At 39.0% G+C, this 23076-nt stretch carries 27 protein-coding genes, 1 tRNA gene and 1 pseudogene; 8 read left to right on the top strand and 21 right to left on the bottom strand.

Features of this window, described 5'->3' with window-relative positions:
• Window positions 1–4: 4 nt before the first annotated feature.
• From KMW37_RS19820 to KMW37_RS19760, 13 genes and pseudogenes are all read right to left on the bottom strand, one after another.
• Window positions 5–1303 (bottom strand): annotated as a pseudogene (locus KMW37_RS19820) (MFS transporter).
• A gap of 80 nt (window positions 1304–1383) precedes the next feature.
• Window positions 1384–1842, bottom strand: a complete 459-nt coding sequence (locus tag KMW37_RS19815; protein WP_215226375.1) for an ExbD/TolR family protein — start codon at window positions 1840–1842, stop codon at window positions 1384–1386.
• A gap of 2 nt (window positions 1843–1844) precedes the next feature.
• Entirely contained in the window at window positions 1845–2480 is a 636-nt protein-coding gene (locus KMW37_RS19810; RefSeq protein WP_215226374.1) for an ExbD/TolR family protein, read from the bottom strand.
• Window positions 2481–2486: 6 nt separating this feature from the next.
• Window positions 2487–2816, bottom strand: a complete 330-nt coding sequence (locus tag KMW37_RS19805) for a hypothetical protein (protein WP_215226373.1) — start codon at window positions 2814–2816, stop codon at window positions 2487–2489.
• A gap of 59 nt (window positions 2817–2875) precedes the next feature.
• Window positions 2876–3691, bottom strand: coding sequence for a MotA/TolQ/ExbB proton channel family protein (locus KMW37_RS19800; RefSeq protein WP_215226372.1), 816 nt, complete (start codon window positions 3689–3691; stop codon window positions 2876–2878).
• A gap of 300 nt (window positions 3692–3991) precedes the next feature.
• A tRNA-Ser gene (locus KMW37_RS19795) sits at window positions 3992–4079 on the bottom strand.
• A gap of 207 nt (window positions 4080–4286) precedes the next feature.
• Window positions 4287–5363, bottom strand: a complete 1077-nt coding sequence (locus KMW37_RS19790; protein WP_215226371.1) for an asparaginase — start codon at window positions 5361–5363, stop codon at window positions 4287–4289.
• Entirely contained in the window at window positions 5360–6136 is a 777-nt protein-coding gene (locus KMW37_RS19785) for a TatD family hydrolase (protein ID WP_215226387.1), read from the bottom strand. Before KMW37_RS19785 ends, KMW37_RS19790 begins: the two co-directional genes overlap by 4 nt.
• Entirely contained in the window at window positions 6136–7239 is a 1104-nt protein-coding gene (locus KMW37_RS19780; protein ID WP_215226370.1) for a glycosyltransferase, read from the bottom strand. Before KMW37_RS19780 ends, KMW37_RS19785 begins: the two co-directional genes overlap by 1 nt.
• Window positions 7236–7862: a polysaccharide deacetylase family protein gene (locus KMW37_RS19775; RefSeq protein WP_215226369.1), complete on the bottom strand. Its 627-nt coding sequence runs from the start codon at window positions 7860–7862 to the stop codon at window positions 7236–7238. The genes KMW37_RS19780 and KMW37_RS19775 overlap by 4 nt, the downstream gene beginning before the upstream one ends.
• Before the next feature lie 9 nt (window positions 7863–7871).
• Window positions 7872–9083: a PP2C family protein-serine/threonine phosphatase gene (locus tag KMW37_RS19770; protein ID WP_215226368.1), complete on the bottom strand. Its 1212-nt coding sequence runs from the start codon at window positions 9081–9083 to the stop codon at window positions 7872–7874.
• A 15-nt stretch (window positions 9084–9098) separates the two neighbouring features.
• Window positions 9099–9350 carry a hypothetical protein gene (locus KMW37_RS19765; RefSeq protein WP_215226367.1) on the bottom strand — a complete coding sequence of 84 codons (252 nt, stop codon included), beginning with the start codon at window positions 9348–9350 and terminating at the stop codon, window positions 9099–9101.
• A 39-nt stretch (window positions 9351–9389) separates the two neighbouring features.
• The gene (locus KMW37_RS19760; protein ID WP_215226366.1) at window positions 9390–10511 is read right to left on the bottom strand and encodes a glycosyltransferase; all 1122 of its coding nucleotides are present in this window, start codon (window positions 10509–10511) and stop codon (window positions 9390–9392) included.
• A 26-nt stretch (window positions 10512–10537) separates the two neighbouring features.
• On the opposite strand from KMW37_RS19760, the gene ruvC reads away from it, so the two are divergent.
• Window positions 10538–11110 (top strand): crossover junction endodeoxyribonuclease RuvC, encoded by a 573-nt coding sequence (gene ruvC, locus KMW37_RS19755; protein ID WP_215226365.1) that lies wholly within the window; start codon window positions 10538–10540, stop codon window positions 11108–11110.
• 94 nt (window positions 11111–11204) lie between these two features.
• Here the strand turns inward: ruvC and thiL are convergent, their stop codons facing one another.
• Both thiL and mce read right to left on the bottom strand, forming a co-directional pair.
• On the bottom strand, window positions 11205–12233 hold the full coding sequence (gene thiL / locus KMW37_RS19750) for a thiamine-phosphate kinase (RefSeq protein WP_215226364.1): 1029 nt from the start codon (window positions 12231–12233) through the stop codon (window positions 11205–11207).
• Window positions 12234–12270: 37 nt separating this feature from the next.
• Complete coding sequence (gene mce / locus KMW37_RS19745) at window positions 12271–12684, bottom strand: methylmalonyl-CoA epimerase (protein WP_215226363.1); 414 nt, start codon at window positions 12682–12684, stop codon at window positions 12271–12273.
• Between the two features lie 95 nt (window positions 12685–12779).
• On the opposite strand from mce, the gene KMW37_RS19740 reads away from it, so the two are divergent.
• The 3 genes from KMW37_RS19740 (at window position 12780) to KMW37_RS19730 (ending at window position 15107) form a co-directional block, all read left to right on the top strand.
• Window positions 12780–13106: a HesB/IscA family protein gene (locus KMW37_RS19740; protein WP_215226362.1), complete on the top strand. Its 327-nt coding sequence runs from the start codon at window positions 12780–12782 to the stop codon at window positions 13104–13106.
• Window positions 13107–13229: 123 nt separating this feature from the next.
• The gene (gene gcvT, locus KMW37_RS19735; RefSeq protein WP_215226361.1) at window positions 13230–14324 is read left to right on the top strand and encodes a glycine cleavage system aminomethyltransferase GcvT; all 1095 of its coding nucleotides are present in this window, start codon (window positions 13230–13232) and stop codon (window positions 14322–14324) included.
• A gap of 57 nt (window positions 14325–14381) precedes the next feature.
• Window positions 14382–15107, top strand: coding sequence for a 2-phosphosulfolactate phosphatase (locus KMW37_RS19730; protein ID WP_215226360.1), 726 nt, complete (start codon window positions 14382–14384; stop codon window positions 15105–15107).
• Window positions 15108–15158: 51 nt separating this feature from the next.
• Here the strand turns inward: KMW37_RS19730 and KMW37_RS22620 are convergent, their stop codons facing one another.
• Window positions 15159–15353, bottom strand: a complete 195-nt coding sequence (locus KMW37_RS22620; protein WP_317195591.1) for a GxxExxY protein — start codon at window positions 15351–15353, stop codon at window positions 15159–15161.
• Window positions 15346–15531, bottom strand: coding sequence for a GxxExxY protein (locus tag KMW37_RS22615; RefSeq protein WP_317195590.1), 186 nt, complete (start codon window positions 15529–15531; stop codon window positions 15346–15348). Before KMW37_RS22615 ends, KMW37_RS22620 begins: the two co-directional genes overlap by 8 nt.
• Before the next feature lie 181 nt (window positions 15532–15712).
• On the opposite strand from KMW37_RS22615, the gene KMW37_RS19720 reads away from it, so the two are divergent.
• The 3 genes from KMW37_RS19720 to KMW37_RS19710 are packed head-to-tail and all read left to right on the top strand — an operon-like array spanning window position 15713 to window position 18594.
• Window positions 15713–16834, top strand: a complete 1122-nt coding sequence (locus KMW37_RS19720; RefSeq protein ID WP_215226359.1) for an aminotransferase class I/II-fold pyridoxal phosphate-dependent enzyme — start codon at window positions 15713–15715, stop codon at window positions 16832–16834.
• A 1-nt stretch (window position 16835) separates the two neighbouring features.
• Window positions 16836–17432, top strand: coding sequence for a dethiobiotin synthase (gene bioD / locus KMW37_RS19715; RefSeq protein WP_215226358.1), 597 nt, complete (start codon window positions 16836–16838; stop codon window positions 17430–17432).
• A gap of 1 nt (window position 17433) precedes the next feature.
• Complete coding sequence (locus KMW37_RS19710) at window positions 17434–18594, top strand: beta-ketoacyl-[acyl-carrier-protein] synthase family protein (RefSeq protein WP_246581577.1); 1161 nt, start codon at window positions 17434–17436, stop codon at window positions 18592–18594.
• Between the two features lie 63 nt (window positions 18595–18657).
• On the opposite strand, the gene KMW37_RS19705 is transcribed toward KMW37_RS19710, so the two are convergent.
• From KMW37_RS19705 to dtd, 3 genes are read right to left on the bottom strand one after another with little or no spacing between them, the layout of a single operon-like run.
• Entirely contained in the window at window positions 18658–18984 is a 327-nt protein-coding gene (locus KMW37_RS19705; RefSeq protein WP_215226357.1) for a nucleotide pyrophosphohydrolase, read from the bottom strand.
• Window positions 18985–18993: 9 nt separating this feature from the next.
• The gene (locus KMW37_RS19700; protein WP_215226356.1) at window positions 18994–20499 is read right to left on the bottom strand and encodes an ATP-binding cassette domain-containing protein; all 1506 of its coding nucleotides are present in this window, start codon (window positions 20497–20499) and stop codon (window positions 18994–18996) included.
• A gap of 4 nt (window positions 20500–20503) precedes the next feature.
• The gene (gene dtd, locus KMW37_RS19695; RefSeq protein WP_215226355.1) at window positions 20504–20956 is read right to left on the bottom strand and encodes a D-aminoacyl-tRNA deacylase; all 453 of its coding nucleotides are present in this window, start codon (window positions 20954–20956) and stop codon (window positions 20504–20506) included.
• Between the two features lie 36 nt (window positions 20957–20992).
• On the opposite strand from dtd, the gene KMW37_RS19690 reads away from it, so the two are divergent.
• Complete coding sequence (locus tag KMW37_RS19690; RefSeq protein WP_215226354.1) at window positions 20993–22192, top strand: hypothetical protein; 1200 nt, start codon at window positions 20993–20995, stop codon at window positions 22190–22192.
• Window positions 22193–22351: 159 nt separating this feature from the next.
• Here the strand turns inward: KMW37_RS19690 and KMW37_RS19685 are convergent, their stop codons facing one another.
• The gene (locus KMW37_RS19685; RefSeq protein WP_215226353.1) at window positions 22352–23071 is read right to left on the bottom strand and encodes an NAD-dependent epimerase/dehydratase family protein; all 720 of its coding nucleotides are present in this window, start codon (window positions 23069–23071) and stop codon (window positions 22352–22354) included.
• Window positions 23072–23076 lie beyond the last annotated feature (5 nt).

Genomic DNA, 23076 nt, shown 5'->3' with positions numbered 1-23076 from the left:
TTTATTAAACTTTAAGCAATTTATGACTTGGAAACCTCATCCGCAACAGAAAGACTAGACCAACTACAAAAAATATACCTAAAACTAAAGAGCTAACCCGCATACTGCCTGTAAATTGCTCAATCAAGCCATAAGAGAATGTCCCTAAAACAATCGCAATTTTCTCTGTAACATCATAGAAGCTGAAGTATGAGGCATGATCTACCGTTTCCTCAGGTATTAGCTTGGAATAAGAAGATCGTGAAATCGATTGTATTCCTCCCATAACCATACCTACTACAAAAGCCAAAGCATAAAATTGATATTCGGTATACACAAAATATGCAGCAAAACATATCAAGACCCAAATAACAACCATGCTTACCAAAGCTAACTTATTTCCTTTTTTCATGGATATAAAGGCGAACAAGTAACTACCCAATATCGCTACTATTTGAATAATAAGAATGGTCAATATTAATTTATCTCCAGCAAGCTCTAATTCTTTATCACCAAAAGAAGCAGCCATATACATCACCGTTTGAACACCCATGCTGTAAAACCAAAAGGAAAGTAGAAACCTTTTCAATTGAATTTCACCTTTAATCTACTTAAAAACGGACCTGATCTCCCTATAGCCCGACAATAATAAGGACCTATCATATCTTCTGCCGTAAGGATTGTCTTCAAGCACACTAAATGGGATCATAGAAAATCCTAACCACCACAATCCTGTCAACAAAAATGACAACCTTGCAGCTTCTCCTCCATCACTAATATAAAATAATTCTGGCACCTGTATCATTAATAGATTTATCACCAAAAGAATTACACTCCCAATATACCCCAATGCAAAACCTTTCGCACTAAGCATATCATATTCATCCACACTACTAATTTCTGGAAGAAACGCATTATAAAACACTATACTACCTGCATATCCTATACTTGCCAGAACACTACATATTATTCCAAACTCCAAATTAGAACCATCAAAAAAGAACAACGCCATGCATGACAATGAACCCAATGTGGCAAATATCTTCATAAAGGTAAGCTTCTTACCCCCAGAGTCCGCCATCCCAGACAATAACGGAGATAAAACCGCAATAACAAGAAAAGAAAAAGAAATGGACCAAGAATACAACACCGTGTTGACCACTTCAAATCCAAAAAAGGAAACCAAATCATTATCGGAATCAGTTTGAGTCACATTATTGTAATAAACAGGAAAAATAGTTGAGGTAATGACCAAACTATACACAGAATTGGCCCAATCATACATTGCCCAGGCAAAGTGCGTCTTCTTCTTACTCTTTGACATTGAATTTTCTCTTGGATTAACAAAAAAAAGCTACCCTAGTTACTAAGGTAGCTTTTTCAAAATATTGATATTATCAAATATTATTTTACTTTTCCAACTGATGCATAAAGTACTTTTCTAGCATCAGCTTCTCTAAGCTCTAACTGAATATCAGCAATCGGTCCCATCTTAACGTCCCTATCTGCTTTAAGGGAAATGGTAATCTGGTCTCTTTCTGCTTCTGATAAATTATCTTTTTCCTGGTTCACCCAAAGCAAGATGTCATTTGTAGTTATCAAAGCATCATTTGCCTGCACTCTTGGCTCTGTACCGTAAAGTGAAGTGTTCTTAGGCTTACCCACATATAGATAAGATATCAAAGATTTCTTTTCCAATTTTTGCAACTGAGTAGCTTGAGGAAGCTTTTGTTCTACCAAAAGTTCCTGCTCTCTCAATACAGTAGTTACCATGAAGAAGAAAAGAAGCATGAAGATAATATCCGGCAAGGCTGACGTAGGAATGTTCTCTTCGGTCTTTGTTTTTTTCTTAAACTTTGCCATAATTATTCTCCTCCTGTTTTATCTGGTTCAGCAATTGAAATCGCCATAGGAATGTTTTCTTTTCCTCTTTGCATCAGTTCTTTTTCTGCAGCATCTCTACTGGACAATGCCCTGTATTCATCTGCAGTCAAACCTACTCTTTCGGCATAGATTTCAAAATAAGCTTTCTTTACCAAATCAAGTACTTCCAAATATAACTCATAGCTAGTACCACGATCTGTTTTTATTGACACTACCGCTTCATTGGGGTGGTCTGAAGACTCAGGATCTTTAGCAGACATTCCTTTCAATGAAGGAGGAAGGCTATTGTATAGATCCACATTCTCTTGATCAGGATTCCCGAAGTTCATGACGAATTCCTTTACTTCCTGATCCAAACCCTCTGAATTCTCCCTGAAATCTCCTTCAACCAATAATTGGTCATTGGAGTTGACTAATATCTTAAAGATATTTCTTTCATTCTTTTTAATATCAGGTGGTGGCACGTTAGGGTCTTGCTTTGGAGGCAAGATGTTAGTGATACCTTTGTCAGAAGCAATTGTAGTTGTTACAAGAAAGAAGATAAGTAGCAAGAAGGCGATATCCGCCATGGAACCTGCATTTACCTCCTGACTCATTCGGTTTTTCTTTCTTGCCATCGTAAATTACTTTATAATTTTACTTAATTCCGTATATACAATTCCTACTAATGAAAGTCCGAAAAGTACATAAGTAGTTAGCAATATTCCACCAACAGCTTTTGAAGCTCCTGGAGTCAGGTTGAACGGTTCAACTGCGAATTTAGGCAATACCTCGTCACCAGACACTGAGTAGGCAACAAAGAACAATACCGCAACACCAATTACACCGACACCTATCTTTAGCAAACTTTTTGGGTTATCAATTGATTTGATTAGAGGCATTACTATTGCAAATAACACTCCGAATCCGATCAATGCATAACTTACATATAGCATGATATCGTAAGAATCCATATCGTTTAGTTCTTTGGTTGGTTAATAAATAATTTTATTGTTAAAGCAAGGCTTGACTATTACTTAGTCAATTTATGCTTTACAAGGATATCAACCAAAGTGATAGAGGCATCCTCCATATCGTTCACCAATGAATCGATTTTAGCTACACAGTAGTTGTAGAACAACTGTAGGATAATCGCAACGATCAAACCTGCTACAGTAGTCAAAAGGGCGATTTTAATACCACCTGCTACCAAAGAAGGAGAGATATCACCAGCTGCTTCAATTGAATCGAAGGCTCCAATCATACCAATTACAGTACCCATGAAACCAAGCATTGGAGCAAGAGAGATGAATAGGGAAATCCATACCAAACCTTTTTCCAAACGACCCATTTCTACAGAACCGTAAGCGATGATAGACTTTTCAACCATCTCGATACCTTCTGAGTATCTCATCAAGCCTTGTGTAAAGATAGAGGCAACTGGACCTTTAGTGCTTTTTGTAACGTCTTTAGCCGCTTCAATTCCACCTTGATCTAGAGCATCTTCAACTTTTGCAAGAAGCTTTTTAGTGTTAGTAGTTGAAAGGTTAAGGGTAATGATTCTTTCAAGAGCTACTGCAAGACCCAAAATCAAACAAATCAATACTGGAGTCATGAAAGTAGGATCACCTTCAATAAACTTGTCTTTGATTACTTGATGGAATGGTTGATCTTCCACTACAATCTCGTCGTCTGCAACAACTGGTGCAGGTTCCTCAACTGCTTCTTCTTCCATTGCCATTTCAGTAGTGTCTTCAGCAGAAGCATCTTCTGTGGCATCCTGTGCTTTTGTGATAACCGGAGATAGAAGTAGTCCGGTAAGCATGAACAAAGCGATTAACTTTTTCATAATTTAGTTTTTAATAGACTTTAAATAAAGGTTAAACGGTTTCTAATTTTAATATTGAGCTTTTAAAGATATAATTTTTTCAAATCAAATGACAAGGGATGCTGCTATAATTTTTTCAGCTACCCATCCACTACCTTATTCTATTTACTCCTCTACAAGTTAGTTAACTTTTCATAAACTAAAAAAGCTTTAGTCTTATGAACGGATGATTAAGTGTACCAATTACTCTATCAGAGGATAATAAAGAAAGAACGAATGGCTTGTCGGTGGCTTAATTGGCCTAAATTCAAAATTAAAATGCAGAGAGGAAGGGATTCGAACCCTCGATACCCTTTAGGGGTATACACGCTTTCCAGGCGTGCTCCTTCGACCGCTCGGACACCTCTCTGTATACTTCGCTAACAATCGAAGCGACAAATAAAAATATAATATTTTCCTCCTGCAAATAAACTAACGCTTATTTAAGCAAAAATAAGCGTTTAGAAGACGTATTTCAAGATTTATTGAAAATAGGAGACTGAAAATCAAATGCTTGATGTTTTTAGATTTTTTTCAGTTTCTTTAAGCTTTTAACAGAAAAATTAACCTTAAAATCCTAAATACTCGTCAAAGACATCTCTCCTGCAATAGGAGTAATCAGCTTCCTTCTTATTTGTTCATCATCCGTTTCATTGGCCAACAAGAACATCATTTTGCATATGGCCGCCTCTGAAGTAATGTCACCTCCACTTAACACTCCTATTCTCTTTAACTCTTTACTGGTCTCATATCTTCCCTGTATTACTCTACCTCCATTACACTGGGACACATTCAATATTATGATACCTTTCTTTACGGCTCTTTCAACACATTCCACGAACCAAGCTTCTGTAGGACTGTTTCCGGACCCATAAGTTTCCATAACCACTCCCCTAAGTCCTTTGGTATTAAAACAACTATCCATGACTTCGGAAGTAATCCCTGGAAAAAGCTTCAAGATCATGACACTTTTATCCAGCTTGTTAAGATATTTTAATTGAACCCCTTCCTTATAGGGCTTAATAGCGGCATAATTAAAATCGATTACAATTCCAGCTTCTGCCAATGGAGGATAGTTTTCTGATTCAAAAGCATCAAAATGGACACTCTGCATCTTCTTGGCTCTATTCCCCCTAAGAAGCATATGATTAAAGAAAATGCACACTTCTGGCACAATAGGCTTCCCATTGGCCTTTGAAATGGCAATTTCCAATGAAGTCATCAAATTTTCCCGGGCGTCAGAACGCATGGCACTGATGGGCAATTGAGCACCGGTAAAAATCACAGGCTTGCTCAAGCCCTTCAACATGAAGCTCAACATAGAAGCTGAATAAGCCATCGTATCCGTTCCATGAAGTACTACAAAACCATCATAGGTATCGTAGTTCTCATATATAATGTAGGCCATATCCACCCAATGCTGCATGTTTACATTGGAGGAGTCTATTGGCTCGGGAAAACTAATTACCGTTATGGCAATATTCATATTGGTCAAATTGGGTATTTTCTCCAATATCTGTCCAAAATTAAAGGGCACCAAAGAGCCTTCATCATCATAGGCCATCCCTAGGGTTCCTCCTGTATAGATTATCAGCACCGAAGATTTGATCTCACTCTTGGCGGCTGTATTTAATCTTACGATCTTATAATTCATAGTTCAGACCGGTTAAAAACTTTATTGGCATTTAAATTAGTGATTTCGGAAACTTTTTCCAGTGTATTCTCTGTAAGATCTCCTACTCGCTGTGCAATTAAAGGAATATATTCTGGAGAATTGCGCTTGCCTCTGTGCGGCACTGGAGCCAAATATGGCCCATCTGTTTCCAAAACCAAATTATCAAGACCTATTTCTGGCAAAACTTTGTCCAAACCGCCATTTTTAAAGGTAGAAACACCTCCTATTCCCAGCAAAAAACCCATTTCTATTATCCTATTGGCCTGCTCTACATTGCCTGAAAAACAATGAAAAACCCCAGTTAACTTCTGATCATTAAGTTCACCTATGATCTCGATAGTCTCATCTATAGATTCCCTACAATGCAGAACAATCGGTAATTCCTTTTCCTTGGCCCAGTTAACTTGGATTTTCAAAGCTTCTTTCTGCTCTTCAAATAGGCTCTTGTCCCAATACAAATCTGTACCGATCTCCCCAACAGCTACAAAAGGTCGCTTATTCAACCAATCCTCCATCACATATAATTCCTTTTCAAAGCCTTTTTTTACATCACAGGGATGCAAGCCCATCATTGGAATACAAATATCTGGGTAGCGATGCTCAGCCTCCAACATGGCATCAATAGATTCCACATCCACATTGGGCATATAAATCTTTGTCACACCATTTTCAACACTTCTACGGATCACCTCATCACGATCACTATCGTACTTCTTAGAATAAATATGGGCGTGGGTATCAATAAATTGCATCAGTACTTCCTTTCTTTCCATTTAATTTTCGAAGGCCAAAAATAATACACTATTGTGGACCATGAAATTACTGGATAATAAAGTTCAAATATTATTAGTTGAAATAGGGGTATCACCTGTCCAACTTTTTTTGCTAGTGCCTTTATAAATAAAGATTGCATAATCCATTTACCAAGCCAAACCAGCCCTGCCTCAAGTGGAAAAAACATCAAAAGAACAAAAATACAGGGATAAAACATTACTTGAAGCAATAATAATAGTTGCCATTTCATAGGTAATGTTCTCGCTCCCCACATCCATCTTTTCCTTTGAATAAGTAAAGCCAAAAAATTATTTTCCCCTTTGGTATCTATTAAACTATTGGGACTAAATTGGTGAACAGGCTTATAGCCTATAGCCTTTACAGCCTCGCCAAGTGCAAAATCTTCAGTAACAGAAAAAGACAATCCTTCATAGCCGCCTACTTTTTCATAGGCTTCCCGGCTTACCAGCATATTATTTCCCACAGCTGTCAACAGAAAGCCAAGATCAGAGGTCACCTTTATCATTCCCAAGGTTTGCCACCACTCCAAGCCCTGAAGCTTTTCAAACAAATTTTCCCCAATGACCTGAGTCACCCCTACCACCAACCCAAACTTTGGTCTATAGGCCCTTACCAATTCTTTTACCCATTGATCACCCACCCTACAATCAGCATCCGTCAATAAAAGCAATTCACCTTTTGAATTTTCTATCAGCTGAGCCAGGGCATTTGCTTTTCCATTGATATGTGAATACAGGGATTGAATTTCCATATAAGTCCTTTGGTTGCCATTACCAGCCCAAGCTCTTAGTATATCAGGAGTTTCATCCTCACTTTGGTCATTTCCAATGATAAATTCTATTTTCCCCTTCGGATAATCAATTAGATCAAAAGCCCTTAAGCAACCTACTAAAACAGCTGATTCATTTCTTGCTGTCATAATAACCGAAACACTTGGCCAATCACGCTCTACCTGATCTTGTTCACTATGGTTTTTATAATTGAACAGAAAAAGGATCAGCAACAGGATATCCTGTACAACTAAAAGTGCAACAAGGATAATAGCAGTCCAAACAATCATAACAAGGCCGTTTGGATATTATTGGTTTTTAGGTAATCCAAATATAGGGGCAAAGCCTCTCTAATTACTGTTTCTGTTTTTTCCTGATCATGAAAAAGTATAATAGAACCATTCTGAGTATATTTGATTGTCTTTTGTAGACATTGACTAGGACTGATCCCATTTACAAAATCACCTGACAAGACATCCCACATGATGATCTTAAAGTACTTGGAAACAACTTTTGTCTGACTAGCCTTTAGCCTGCCATAAGGTGGACGAAACAAATGTGTGTCAAGCCCCAATACCTTTTTAATAGTTTGTCGGCATTTCTCTAGGTTCCCAATATAACTATTATGGTCTACCTTTGCCCCGTTAAGGTGATTATAGGTATGATTACCTATTTGATGCCCTTCCTCCATTACTCTTCTCGCCAAAGCAGGATGCTTTCGAATATTATCCCCCACCATAAAAAAAGTCGCAAACATCCCTCTCTTTTTCAATTCATCCAAAACAAAAGGGGTTATACTTGGAACAGGACCATCATCAAAAGTCAAATAGACTTCCTTTTTTGCTCTTGACTTGTTCCAAACATATTTAGGGAAAAGCCATTTTACTGGCTTGGGCACAAAATGGATTATCATGACATCGGTCTAATGGAACTGGATACTTAACATGGTTGTGTCATCCCTTCGTTCCACGCCCTCTGAAAATTTATCCCAGCTGTTGAACAGCATTTCATGAAATTTTTTAGGCTCAATGTTTCCTTCTTTTTTTACAAAATCAAAGAGCCTTTCTTCACCAAACTCCTCCTCATTCTTGTTGATAGCCTCCGTGAGCCCGTCCGTATACATATGGATGCTAAAATCCTTCACCCCGTCTCTTCTCCCCTCCTCTATAAAAGGCAATTCTTTAAAAGCACCCAAAATAGTAGTACCAGCCTCTAACAGCTCGCATTCACCAACATTGCCTCCACATAATAAAGGTGCATTATGACCAGCATTGACATATTTTAAACAATTGGTCTTATAATTATAATACCCCAAAAAAAATGTAATGAATCGTTCCCCTTTTGTATTATCAAAAATAGTTACGTTCAATTGCTTGGCAATCATGGAAAGGTCCGAGGAACTCAATAATAATGTCCTTAATGCTGCCTGAAAGTTGGACATCAACAAAGCCGCAGGCATACCCTTTCCTGACACATCAGCAATACAGAAGAATACCTCATCATCAGACTTCTGTATAAGATCATAATAATCTCCACCAACTGTACTATGAGGGTAATATGTAACCTTAGCTTTTAACTTATCCGTCACCGGCAGTTTGTCAGGAAACAACATACGCTGAACATTGCTCGCAATCTCCACTTCTTTCTTCAGCCTTTCTTGCTCCAACTGTCTTCTAGCAAAACGCTTATTTTCTAAGGCCACCACTAAGATATTGGTTAGGGCTTGGGTAAAATCCAAATCCAATTCTCGGTCTACATCCTTTGTCTTCAAAAGGAGTATGGCAAGCATTTTATCCTTATGATATACCGGCACATAAATATCCAATTCGTTAAAGGAATATTCTCTGGGCATAACCAAATTGAGCTTCCCTATCTCACGATTGTCATCCACATCTTTATAAGGTATCAACTTTGGAATATTTTGCTTCACTCCATGTTTTACCCTTTCCTGAAAACCGTCCTGATTGGCCACATATAATACCAAGGCCTTAATATTCAAATGAACCAAACAGGTGAATTTGAATATATTGAGCAATACCGATTCGGTTTTATTTTCATTGATGGCCTGCGTAATCTCCAGCAATGCTTTCAGCTCAAGTTCTTTTCTTTGATATTTTAAGGTTTCAGTGGTCAAGTTCCCTCCTGTTTTTTACAATATATTGTGTTCCATCAGTCCTTTTTTGGTAGCCAGGAAATAATATTTTTTCCCTTGCCTAGCTATGTCAATCCCCTCAAAGAGTTCTTCATCAGGCCCTATCATACACTTGATAAGTTCTCGGGAATGCAGCTCCTGCAAGGTAGCCAAAAGCTCCTCATCTTCCCAGTTTAAAGTTTTTTTTAAATATTGATATGGCTGAACAAAGTAAAGTTCATCCAGTAATTCGTATTCCTCGTCTGACATTTTATTCTTTTTCTACCAGTTAAATTTAAATACTGAACATTATCTTCCCTTCCAAGCCAGGTTTCCAAACAAAGCCAAAAACACCACAGAAACTACAAATAATGGGTGAAAAAAACTGGTGTACATAAAACTTAAAAAGGGCAATTTTATTTCATAATCCTTTAAAACTTTATTCAAGGACCAATATTCCACCAAAACCTTTATTGACCAGTAAAGCAAAAACAACAAAGGTATCAAACCTCCTCCAAACAGTAAAAACACACTTAAAATACTGAAGATGGTAAACAAAGCACTTATTATAGATCCTGCTGCATTTTCCCAGTTTTGATGTTTATTCCATTTTTTAGCCCATCTGGCACGTTGAAACAATAATTTCTTCCAGTTTTGCTGGGCCTTGGTGCGCACCAAAACCTCTTTTCCAGAAAGATACATTATAGCATCAGCGCCAAAGCGCCTGCTCATTTTTTCAAGCAAAAAGGAATCATCTCCTGAAGCATAACCATGATTGCCCTGATAGCCCCTTAAATGTAGAAAAGCCGCTTTTCTATACCCCATATTGGCTCCGCTACACATCACAGGCCGGCCAATTTGAAAAAAGAATTTGGTCATCAATAAAACACTTCCCCATTCAATCTGTTGAAAATTCTCAAACATTTTCTTTCCACCCTTAGACATAACTGGCCCAGCGACCATTTGCACCTTCGGATCATCAAATGGCTTCACCATATGCTTTACCCATTGGGCAGGCAACTTACAATCTGCATCTGAGGTAAGCACAATAAGACCATTGGATACAGCCACTCCACTTTCAAGGGCGGCCTTCTTTCCTTGTCCTTGACTTTCGATCAACAGAAAATTCTCATGGACTTTACTTTTAAGCCACTCTTTTACGTATTCTCCCCCACCATCTTCGCTATGATCATCCACCAAAACAACCTGCAAATTGGCATATTCCTGCTTGACCAAGCTCGACAATAGTTTTGGCAAATTGTTGATCTCATTTCTAAAAGGTATGACCAATGAAACCGGATATTCAAAAGCCTGCTCAAGGCCAGTGGCAGATGGCTTATCTTTCCCCCAATAATAGACCAAAAGAAAAAGGATAGCTGAATAAACAGCCAAAACTCCAAAAAAGAAAAATACCAAAAGATTCATGTCCATGGGAGGATTTCTAGTAAATTGCGCTAATGGGCAAAATAGCGAAAAAGGAGCTTAAAGAACAAATCATTTTGGGAATTGATCCGGGCACCAATGTTATGGGATATGGCCTGATATTGGTAAGAGGCAATAAATACGAACCCCTTCAATACGGTGTGATACACCTGAAGAAATATGGCTCTCATGAACTTAAACTCAAAAAGATTTTTGAGCGCATTACTGGGATCATTGATGAATTCCTCCCAGATAAAGTCGCCCTTGAGGCCCCCTTCTATGGCCAGAATGTGCAGTCCATGCTCAAACTAGGCAGGGCCCAGGGAGTAGCTATGGCAGCAGCACTGGCCAGAGACATCCCCATAGCTGAATATTCCCCTAAGAAAGTCAAACAATCTGTTACTGGTAATGGTAATGCCTCCAAGGAACAAGTAGCTGAAATGCTGAAGACTTTATTAAAAATAGAATCTATCCCCAAGCTTCTGGATGCCACAGATGCTTTGGCGGTAGCCCTTTGTCACCATTTCCATGATGGCAGATTACAAAGCCGAGGCCGATCAGCAGGCTGGAAATCATTTCTTGAAGAAAACCCAGACAGGATTAAATGAAAATTATAAGAAACAGAAAGGCCACAAAGCAGTTTGTTTTTCAAGCTTACTTTGTGGCCTTTTTATATTTTCCCTCTGGGGATTTAACACCCTTTTAGAAATGCACCCAGCCCTGGGCCTTTAACTGAACAGCTGTATCACTCTTAGTGACCATAAACTTACCTTCCTCTTCTTTGGTTACATGGCCGATAAAATGAATATCCGGATGTTTCTCCAACTTATGAAAATCTTCTTGGCTGATGGTAAAAACCAATTCATAATCCTCACCACCATTCAACACGCAAGTAATTGGATCTAAATTAAACTCCACCGCAGTATCATAAGTCTGCTTATCTATTGGTAGTTTATCTTCGTAGATCATTACCCCCACTTTTGACTGCTTACAAATATGAAAAAGCTCAGAAGCCAATCCATCAGAAACATCCATCATGGAAGTAGGGACTACACCCAATTCCTTTAATTCGTGGATAATATCCATTCTGGCATCAGGCTTCAACTGCCTTCCAGTGATATAGGCATATTTGTCTAATTGGGGTTTCATATTTGGGTCAGCCATAAAAACCTCTTTTTCCCTTTCCAAAACCTGCAACCCAATAAGTGCTCCTCCCAAATCTCCAGTCACACATATTATATCATTGACCTTTGCTCCCGATCGATACACTTCTTTTCCTTTTTCTATCTCTCCGATTGCCGTAACTGAAATTACCAGACCAGATCTGGAAGAAGTAGTATCTCCACCAATCACATCCACATTATAATGTTCTGCAGCAGCATTGATCCCCGCATAAATAGCCTCCACTGCTTCTACTGAAAACCTATTGCTAAGAGCTATACTTACCGTAATTTGTTTAGGGATCGCATTCATCGCAGCTATATCAGAAATATTTACAGCTACGGCCTTAAACCCCAAGTGATGCAGGGGAGCATAAGAAAGATCAAAATGCACACCTTCCAATAACAGGTCAGTAGTGATTACCTTTACTTTGTCACCAGCATCCAACACCGCCGCATCATCACCGATCCCCTTCAAGGTGTCCTGATGTCGTATTTGTATTTTGCTATTCAATTGATCTATCAGGCCAAATTCCCCGATTTCTCCTATTTCTGTTCTCTTTTCACTCATAATTTCCTTCTAATTGCTCCTGTCATGATACAGGATATTATTTTGAAAGTGGATTTACATCCTGACAAAGCTCCACCAATACACCATTGGTAGAACGCGGATGCAAAAATACAACTAATTTATGATCTGCCCCTCTTTTTGGCTCTTCATTGAGGACTTCAAAGCCCTCAGCCTTTAAACGCTTGATTTCAGCATAAATATCATCTACTGCAAAAGCCACATGATGAATTCCCTCAGCCCTTTTTTCAATAAACTTTGAAATGGCACTTTCTTGCTCATTGGCTTGAAGTAATTCAATTTTGGTATCCCCTACTTTAAAAAAAGAAGTGATTACCCCCTCACTTTCCACAGACTCTTCTTTATACGCTTCCTTTCCCAAGAGCTTTTCAAACAATTCATTGGATTTTTTGAGGTCTTTTACAGCTATTCCCAAGTGCTCAATTTTTCTCATGCGCTAATTTTGTATATTTGTAGTAGGAATTATTTCTAAGGTAAGCATGTTTCATGCTTAATCGAAAAACAAAAGAACATTAATAGACAGAAAATATGATCATAGTTTCAGACAACGCTAAGGAGCAGATTCTTAAATTAAAGCAGGACGAGGGCAGAAAGGACAATGAAAACATTCGAGTTTCTGTAAAAGGTGGTGGCTGTTCTGGCCTGATGTATGATTTAGGATTTGATGAGAATATTTCAGATAGCGACCAAGTTTTTGAAGACAAAGGAGTTAAGATCATAGTGGATAAGAAAAGCTTGCTTTACCTGGCCGGTACTACCTTGGAATTTTCCGATGGCTTAAATGGTAAAGGGTTTCAATTTGTCAACCCTAATGCTTCCAGAACCTGTGGTTGTGGAGAAAGCTTCTCTATCTAAGAACTACCTTATTTAATTAAATCATAAAGACCGACCAAATCAGTCGGTCTTTTTTGTATGTCCACTCGTTTTTTAGGCCTCATTTATTACCTTTGCCGAAACCGAAATAAGACCCAAGTATAAATGGAAAACACTATCAAAAAAGTTGCGCTTAATGATAAGCACATTGAACTAGGAGGAAAGATGGTTCCCTTCGCAGGATATAATATGCCTGTAAGGTACACTTCTGATAAACAAGAGCATAATACCGTAAGAGATGGTGTAGGTGTCTTTGATGTATCCCATATGGGAGAATTTATGATTACCGGACCACATGCTTTGGAATTAATCCAAAAGGTGACTTCCAATGATGCTTCCAAATTAGTAATTGGACAAGCACAATATTCATGTTTTCCAAACGAAAAAGGGGGTATTGTAGATGATTTGATCGTCTACAAAATGGCTGAAGAAGAATATTTATTGGTAGTCAATGCCTCTAATATTGATAAAGACTGGGCTTGGGTAAACCAGCACAATGAAATGGGAGCGGAATTAAAAAACATTTCTGATGAAATGTCTCTTTTTGCAGTGCAAGGCCCAAAAGCTACTGCAGCTCTTCAAAAAATCACTCCTGTAAACTTGGATGACATCAAATTCTATCATTTTGCAGTTGGAGAATTTGCAGGTATTCAGGATGTAATCATTTCTGGTACAGGATATACTGGAGCAGGTGGGTTTGAAATCTATGTAAGAAATGAGGACGCCCTTGCCGTTTGGGATGCCATATTTGAAGCTGGAGCTGAATTTGATATCCAACCTATCGGCTTAGGTGCGCGCGATACACTCAGACTGGAAATGGGATACTGCCTATACGGAAATGATATTGATGATAGCACTTCTCCACTCGAAGCAGGATTAGGCTGGATCACCAAATTCACCAAGGATTTCATCAACAGTGATAATCTTAAAAAACAAAAAGAAGAAGGGGTAAGCAAAAAGCTTGTTGGTTTCAAATTCAAGGACAAAGGGATTCCAAGGGCCCATTACCCGATTGTCAATGAGGCTGGAGCTCAAATCGGCGAAGTTACTTCCGGAACTATGTCCCCTAGCATGAATATTGGAATCGGGCTTGGCTATGTAGATATTGCATATGCAAAGCCGGGTACAGAAATAGCAGTAAGTGTAAGGAACAAAAACTTATCAGCAGTAGTTGAAAAGTTACCCTTATTGAAGAAATAATATTCTAATTAAAAATAAATCGGGCTCTTGAACTGTTCAGGAGCCTGTTTCTTTCCCATGAGTAAAATTGAAGTTTGCCTTAGCCCAGAACTGATTCATCTGCATGATTTGACTGATAAAATCGTAGTTGTAGTGGACATATTCCGCGCCACCTCCACTATGGTCACTGGATTGGCCAATAATGTAGCTTCCATCACACCAGTAGCAGGATTAGAGACTTGCAGGTCCATGAAGGAACAAGGCTACATTATCGCCGGTGAAAGGAACGGAAAGACAGCTGAAGGCTTTCAATTGGGAAACTCACCTCTGAGCTATTTGAACAATGCCTTTGCTGGCGAAAAAATTGCCGTGACAACCACTAATGGAACACTGACAATTGAGAAATCCAAAAAGGGTTCTGCAGAGGTTCTGATTGGTGCTTTTTTAAACCTACAAGCCACCGCTGATTATCTGGCCAATAAGGGAAAGGATATATTGATACATTGCGCAGGCTGGAAAGGAATGTTTAATTTAGAAGACTCTCTTTATGCGGGCGCATTGATTAGCTCATTGGCGGAAAAATTCAATTTTGATTGTGATGGGGCCATTGCCATGAAGGCCCTTTACGAAAGTAATAAAGCCGACCTAAAGGGATTTTTAGGCCAAGCCTCCCATGCAAAAAGGCTACAAAACCACAATATCGAAGCTGATATAGACTTCTGCCTTACTTTGGACAAATACAACTTCATAGGAAAACTCGAAGGTGAGGAATTAGTAAAAGTAGCACTTAATAAAGTTGGGTAGCAACCTGTTTTACCACAAAGGACTCAGAGGGCACAAAGAAACTATTTGACTTTATTGATCATTTATCACTCTCTTTATTCCATTTTTTAAAAGTAAAACATTAAAATTAATCAATAAACCTAATTTAAAATCCCCAAGCTTAAGATAAGTTAGTATTTGTGCAAGATGGACATCAGAAAGTTCTTTCACACTCTTTAATTCAATAACAATCTTATCTTCCACTAATAAATCTAAAGCCTCAATCAATCTTAGCATCTTCGAAAAACACGGGCATTGGAACTTCTTTTAACACCCTTAGCCCATCTTTCTTCAATTTATAGTGCAAACATTCTTGATAGACACTTTCCAGTAAACCTGTACCTAAAACCTTATGTACCTCTATTGCACATCCAATAATTTTTCCTGAAATCTCATTTTCATTCATAATTAAAAAAGCGAAGTCTAACCATATAAAACAAAGCCCTTACAAACTAAAAAGAATACTTAACAATTAAAACCTTCTTCTCTGCGCTCTCTGAGTCCTCCGCGGTTTATATCCTTTGTTCTCCTTGTCCTTTGTGGTTTATCCTTTGCAATTCGGCCAATAGGATTTACCTTTGTTCTCCATGGAAAAGCACCACCAATTTATCCATTCCAAATTGGAGCAAGCAGCCTCTACCAATAAACTGAGGACGCTTAAAACAACTTCCCCTGATAAAGTGGACTTCTTTTCCAACGATTACCTTGGTTACTCCACAAAAGGTCTACTCAACCAATCAATTCCTCAAACCTCAATTTCTCAATGGACTGGCGCCACTGGCTCCAGGCTAATCAGCGGGAATCATCCAGAAATAGAGCTTTTGGAGCAGGATTTTGCTGATTTTATGGAAAGCCCTGCAGCACTACTTTATAATTCCGGCTATATGGCCAATGTAGGTCTACTTTCTGCATTGGGAGATAAGGAAAGCTGTTTTGTTTTTGATGAACATGTCCATGCCAGCATAAAAGAGGGTATGCGTCTGAGCTTCGGACAAAAAACGTCCTTCAAACACAATGACCTTGATGATTTGGAGAGAAAACTCAAGCAACAATCTGACAATAACAAAAGACTATTGGTGCTCACAGAAGGTTTATTCTCTATGCATGGGGATATCCCAGATATCAAAGAAATGCTTGCTCTTTGCCAAAAGTACCAAGCAGCCTTGATCATTGACGAAGCCCATTCTCTTGGAACTTTGGGACAGGATAAAAAAGGAATTTCAGCTTCACTCCACCATCATCCCAACCTTTTTGCCAGGGTAGTTACCTTTGGCAAAGCTGCTGGAGGGCATGGAGCAATGGTATTGGGTTCTAACAAGCTCAGGGATTTCTTGATTAACTTTAGCAGGGCCTTTATTTATACCACTGCACCATCTATTGAACAGGTGAACAGTATAAGGGCTGCTTTAGGCTTATTTAAAAATAAAAGCAATTTTGAAGAGCTTGATCAGGCCATTAAAACCTATTTAAACTTGGTTAAGGAATTACCTGACAATTTTTCACAAAACCCAAGTCCAATCCAGTATTGGCAATGTGCTGACATCCCCAGACTAAAGGAAAAAGTGAAATTATTACAACAATCAGGGGTGAATTGTTATGCTATTCTTTCTCCAACAGTAAAGCCTGGTGAGGAAAGAATTAGGCTGGTGCTACACGCATTTAACACTAAAAAAGAAATACAAGAGCTTATCAGCTTATTGAATAAATAAAATGAACAATAAGGTATTTGTTACAGGAATAGGAACAGGAATAGGTAAAACGGTCTGTTCAGCAGCCCTTTGCAAAACATTTGGACACTCCTACTGGAAACCAGTGCAATGCGGTGATCTGGACCAATCTGACACTATTTTTATTTCCAAATATTCCCCTGAGACCTATATTTATCAGGAGATTTACAGGTTAAAAACTCCACAATCCCCTCACTTGGCTGCCAAGCTGGAAGATATTGAAATTTCACTTCCTGAATCACTTATCCCAAGAGATTCAGAAAAAATCTGTGTAGAAGGCGCTGGAGGTTTAATGGTTCCTTTCAATGAGAGCCAAACCTATCTGGATTTTCTTTTGGAATCAAAACTACATCCTGTAATTGTCATTAGACATTATTTGGGCAGCATCAACCACAGTTTGCTGACACTGCAAGCATTGACCTCGGCAGGAATTAAGGATTTCACCATAATCTGGAACGGTGAAGAAAATGCTTCTTCCGAAAGTGCTATTTTGAAACGATTCACCCCTGTGGCACAATACAGAATGGATGAATGGGATATGGATAAAAATGAATTGCCGCATCTTAAAAATATCGGCTGAGATGAATTATAGTGAAGAGATGAGACCGGAGAAGAATAAAATTGGCATCACTAAAGCCATGGGAATTAATCCTTTAGGGCTGTATAAATCTCAAGAAAGACAGAGGTACACTAAAAAGGAACATTCTTTTGACCAAAACCATAGTGGAGATTGGAAGGCAAGCGTTTCTCCCAATTTATGGAATGAAGTTAATGGATATATTCAAGACCTAGGTCATAAACCAGAACGTTTTCCAGAAGAAGCCAAATTGCTTTCTTATCTCATCTACAAAATGGATTTGCAGCCTTTAGATGGTCAAATGATCAATGCGGCCACTTCAAGGGGAAGCATTGATTTTCTTTCTCGCATGCAACAGGAAAATCCCTCCTTACCAGTTTGGACTTCCCCCCACTCCACCTTAGGCTTTGCCAGTAGTTGGCCCAGCTTACTGCATGAATCGGATAGTTCACTTTTCTTTCAATCCTCCACTTGTAGCAGCTTTGGCCTGACTTTACAAAATGCCTTTGCATGGCTGAATAGTGGTATGGCGGATAGTTTTATCGCATCAGCTGTGGAATGCCCCACAAGTCAATTGACCATAGACCAGATGAAGGCGATTCGAATTTATGCCAATGGTGCGAACAACAACTATCCTTGCAGGTCCATGGATTTTGAAAAGGAACAAAACACCATGGTACTAGGTGAAGGAGCTTATGCTTTCGAACTAAAGAAAACCAATAACAATGTACTTGCCTACTTGGATGGCGTGGGATCTGCTGTAGAAAAAATCCACCATTCCACCGAATTATCCTCCCAAGGAAATTGCATAATAACTGCAGCAAAAAGGGCCTTTAACGCTGAATCTGATCCAAATATTGATTTAATAATCGGACACTTTCCAGGCACCAAACTAGGTGATATAGCTGAAAAAAATGCTTACCAAACTGTCTTTGGTAATAAGATTCCTTATACTATTTCCAACAAATGGAAGATTGGACATTCTCTAGGTTCTAGCTTAGCAGCCAATTTGGATTTGGCCATCTCTATCTTGCAAAATCAGGAACTTCCAACATTACCAGATTACATCAAAAATGAAGTTGACCCGCCTCAATCCATCAATAGGATTTTGATCACAGCATTGGGCTTTGGGGGACAAGCTATCTGCGCGGTGGTTGGAAAATAGATTTAAGACACTAGACATGAGAAAAATCATGGCATGACTTGGAGTCATGCCATGATTAAAGCCCTATTTCAATTTATCGTTGCTTTTGTGCCGATCAATATCCCGGATATTTTTCTTTTCAAAATTTTTCTCCAAAGCCTTGGTAAGGTCAACACCTGTTTGATTGGCCAAGCAGATCAATACCCAAAGCACATCTGCCATTTCATCCCCTAGGTCCTTGCCCTTGTCACTTTCCTTAAAGGACTGTTCTCCATATTTCCGGGCCATGATACGCGCCAACTCTCCCACTTCTTCTGTCAAGATGGTCATATTGGTCAGTTCATTAAAATACCTTACCCCAACTGTCTTGATCCAATGATCAACCTTTTCTTGTGCTTCTTCTATCGTCATTCTATTTCATTAAATACTTCTTATAACTTTTCCTTCTTCCAATACCAATTCTCTATCGACCACTTTCGGGATATCTTCTTCATAATGGCTTACATAGATCATCGAAACATCGGGATGCCTTCCGATATGGTCGATCGTCTCACGTAACAAAATCCTTTGCTCATCATCCATGCCCTGAGCCGCCTCATCAAGGATCAGCAAAGCTGGAGATTTGATCAAAGCCCTGGCCAAAAGACAAAAGCGCTGATTCTCCAATGGTATTTGATGCAAAAGCATTTGGGCCACATGTTCTATCCTAAATAGCTTCAACCATTCCATGGCAACTTGTTCCTGCTCCTCACTGACTTTTTTGAACAAGCCAATGGAATCAAATAAACCAGAAAGCACCACCTTCAAACAGGTCTGGTTTCTGGGAAAATACCTGGCCAACTCAGGAGACACAAAGCCTATAGGGCGCTTGATGTCCCAAATAGTTTCTCCGGTTCCCCGCTTTCTACCAAAAAGAACAATATCATTGGCATAAGCCTGAGGATTCTCTCCATTGATCAGGCTGAGTAAGGTAGATTTTCCAGCTCCATTATGCCCTCTTAAAACCCAACATTCTCCCTGCTCTACTTCCCAGTTAACCTGGTCCAAAATCACCTTGCCATTATATTGAATATGGATTTGGTTCATCTTGACCAGGGTATCAAATCGCTTGACTGGATTATTTTGGATCAATTTATCCAGTTTTTTATGATCAAATTGTGAAAGGGCTGAATGGTTGACCAGATCCTTTTGGTGAAAGTCCTGTCTCTTCTCCTCTTGAACAATTTTGCCTCCATCTACTATGGCAACATGGGTAATCGCATCAGGGATTTCCTCTGGCGAAGTCGTCATGATTACCTGTATCCCGGATGCTACCATGACTTCCAATACTTCTCCAAAATGCTTTCTGGTGTCTACATCCAAACCGGTCATAGGTTGGTCCATCAAAAAAAGCTTTGGATTTCTCAACAGGGCTCCTGCAATGGCCAATCTCCTGCTTTCTCCATTGGACAGCTTGATCAGAGACTTATCCTTTAACACCTCCAAATCCATTAGTTCCATGACCTTGTCAACAGTCCATTGGCCATCTTGCTTCGCCTCCACTTCCTGCAGGTGTTCTATTACTGTAGCCGCCTCTTCAGATTCTGATGAATTGAAGCGCTGCTGATAATAAAAGTTTTGAAGGTTGGACTTATTGGTAAAAGTGTATTTCTGGGAGACTACAGCAATCAAATCCCTAAAGCTATTGATCCTACCCAGTGCAGTCATTTCCTTTTGGTAATCCACGGCAAAATCCCTGGTCACCCTACCCTCTGAAAGTACAGTCTTACCAAGAATAGTGTCCAAAAATGCAGTTTTTTCCGAACCAGAAGCACTCAAGATGACCCAGCTCTCCCCTTCCTGCATTTGGAAGTTCAGATCTTGAAAGATATTCCTGTCCAAATACCTTACATGAGCATTTTCGATCGATAGAAACAATGACCCCATCCTTTTATATTTTATTTTTTGAATCAATACTGATGGTTACCGGCCCATCATTCACTAAAGCCACTTTCATATCTGCTCCAAACTCTCCTGTTTCAATGGTTTTGCCCAAGTCATTTTCCACTTGTTGGATAAATGATTTATATAGTGGAATCGCAATATCCGGTTTGGCAGCTTTGATATAGGAAGGCCTGTTTCCCTTCTTGGTACTGGCATGCAAGGTAAACTGACTGATCAAAAGCAACTCTCCATCCACATCCAGCAAGCTTTTGTTCATCACGCCATTCTCATCACCAAAAATCCTCAAATTGACAATTTTCTTGCTTAGCCACATGATATCCTCAGCATTGTCTGCTTCCTCAATTCCCAACAGAACCATCAAACCTTGTCCTATTGCTCCTTTAATTTCTCCATCAATTTTCACCGAAGATTCCGAAACCCGCTGAATAACTGCTATCATTGTAATACTATTTTTAAAATAAAACCTTGAAGTTAATTGAAATCAGTTAAGATTTACAGTTTTCCGGATGTCATTTTGGCCATTTTCATCAGCCTGATGGGCTTTGTGGTTTTTAATTGGTTTCAACAACCCTTACAACACGAATTGAACACATTGTTTGATGCCAACCAATATCAGAAGGCCTATGAATTCTTTAGGGGAAACCTAGAAACCTATACTGTCAATTACCCCTTTAGTGTAAGGATTTTGGTTCCTTGGCTAGCCGCCCAATTGCCATTTGATAACATGTTCACCAATTTCAAAATCATCAATACGATATTTGGGATCACCTGGATCCCCGTTTGGTTCTATCTTGGTGAAAAACTTGGTTTGGACAGGTTCAAAACCTGGCTGGGGTGGTTTTGGATCAACTTCCATTGGGTAGGCGTTTGGAAAGCCAATCTTTCTGACCCTATCACGGTAGATCTACCTCTTTATTTGTTCCAATTACTTTTGCTATTGGCTTTAATTGAAAGGAAGTGGTGGCTATTATGTTTAATGGCAGCAATTTCAACCTTACAAAAAGAATCTATCTTACCGATTCTTCTAGCCCTATGCATCTATCCAGGAATCTCCCTTTACCGAAAGCATGACACAAAGGCTTTCATAAGTATTCTACTGGCACTTTCAATAAGTTATATTACCCTTAAAATCACCAACGTCTATTTTCCTGGTGCCAATACGGGAAAAAACGCATTAGTCAATTTATTTAATAACACACTTGGCCTATTGGGACATCCTGATCTTTTCCTAAGATGGATATTTTCATTGACTGTAGCCTATGCGGCCTTCCTATGGGTATTTATTTGGTACCCTAAACCGTTTTTGACCAAGTCTGATGATAAGCAAAAGTTTCTTATGCCGCTTATCTTAGTCTATGGATTTTTCAGTCTTTTCGCGGGAGGGGATTTTACCAGGATTGCCTTCTTAGGAGCTCCATTTGTCTTATTGTTTTTCCTTCGAAACCTTCAACTTTCTTTCCCTCAGTGGATCATACTTTTAATCATTAACCTTCCTGCAATGAGGCTGTTTGAATTTATCCCTGATGGTGGATCGGATTTTGAAAACTGGAAACAATGGTATCCAGAATATGCACCAACCAATTGGCTGATCATTTATGGAGCATATACGCTACTGGTAGCAGTGGTTAGCAAAAAATGGCTAAAGCCCAAGCATCTGAATCCCGATCTAACTTGATTTGACAGCAGTGAAAAACAAAAATGAGGTAGTCTCTTTACCATTTTTTGTATCATTCTGACGCAAAAAAGAATCTCATACAACTCATTTTCAGCAGCAAGTAAATCTAGAGATTTCAACTAAAGTCGAAATGAAAAGATTCGAGACAGTCACTGTATATTATTCAAAAATCTGCATCTGTTTTGACTCTATTATCTTCACTATTTCCAGTTCATCATTAAGAGCTTGGTGAACCATGGTCTTAGCCACCTGATGATCATAAATAGGCTTATATTTTTTGAACAAGCCCACCGAGGTAACGGCTTTCATCACCGCCTTCCCGATGGACTCTCCGATTCTGGTTTCTTTTCTGTGTCCTAGAAGAATGGAAGGTCTAAAAATCCCTAAATATTTAAATGGAATCACCTTTAAATCTTCTTCTGTCTCCCCCTTCACTTTATTATAAAAAATAGAAGAAAGCTGGTCTGCCCCCAATGAGCTCACATAAAGGAACTTGGTTGCTCCCCAGCTATGAGCCCACCTCGCAAAATTGATTACATAATCATGGTCAATTCTATAGAAATTCTCTTTGGACTTGGCTTTTTTAATGGTAGTTCCTAAGGCACAGAAAGCATGAATTTTCACCTCCTTTGCTTCCAGCGCCATGACTAATTGGTGGTTATCCCCACCAAAATCATTCTCCCTTAATTTATCAAGTAAACTGATTTGATCAATCTTAGCAAAATCCACCTGCACCTGAACTAACTTAGGATGTTTAAAAGCCAACTCCCTTCTGGCAACGGTGACCACATAATCGTATTCTTTGGCCCTAAACAGCTGATGCAACAGCTGCACACCAATCAAACCTGAAGCTCCGGAAACTAGTGCAATGGATTTCATAAAGA

The sequence above is a fragment of the Echinicola shivajiensis genome (assembly GCF_018642165.1).
GTDB lineage: Bacteria > Bacteroidota > Bacteroidia > Cytophagales > Cyclobacteriaceae > Echinicola > Echinicola shivajiensis.
Note: the sequence above shows the minus strand (reverse complement) of the source record. Positions and strands in the feature narration are given on the sequence as shown.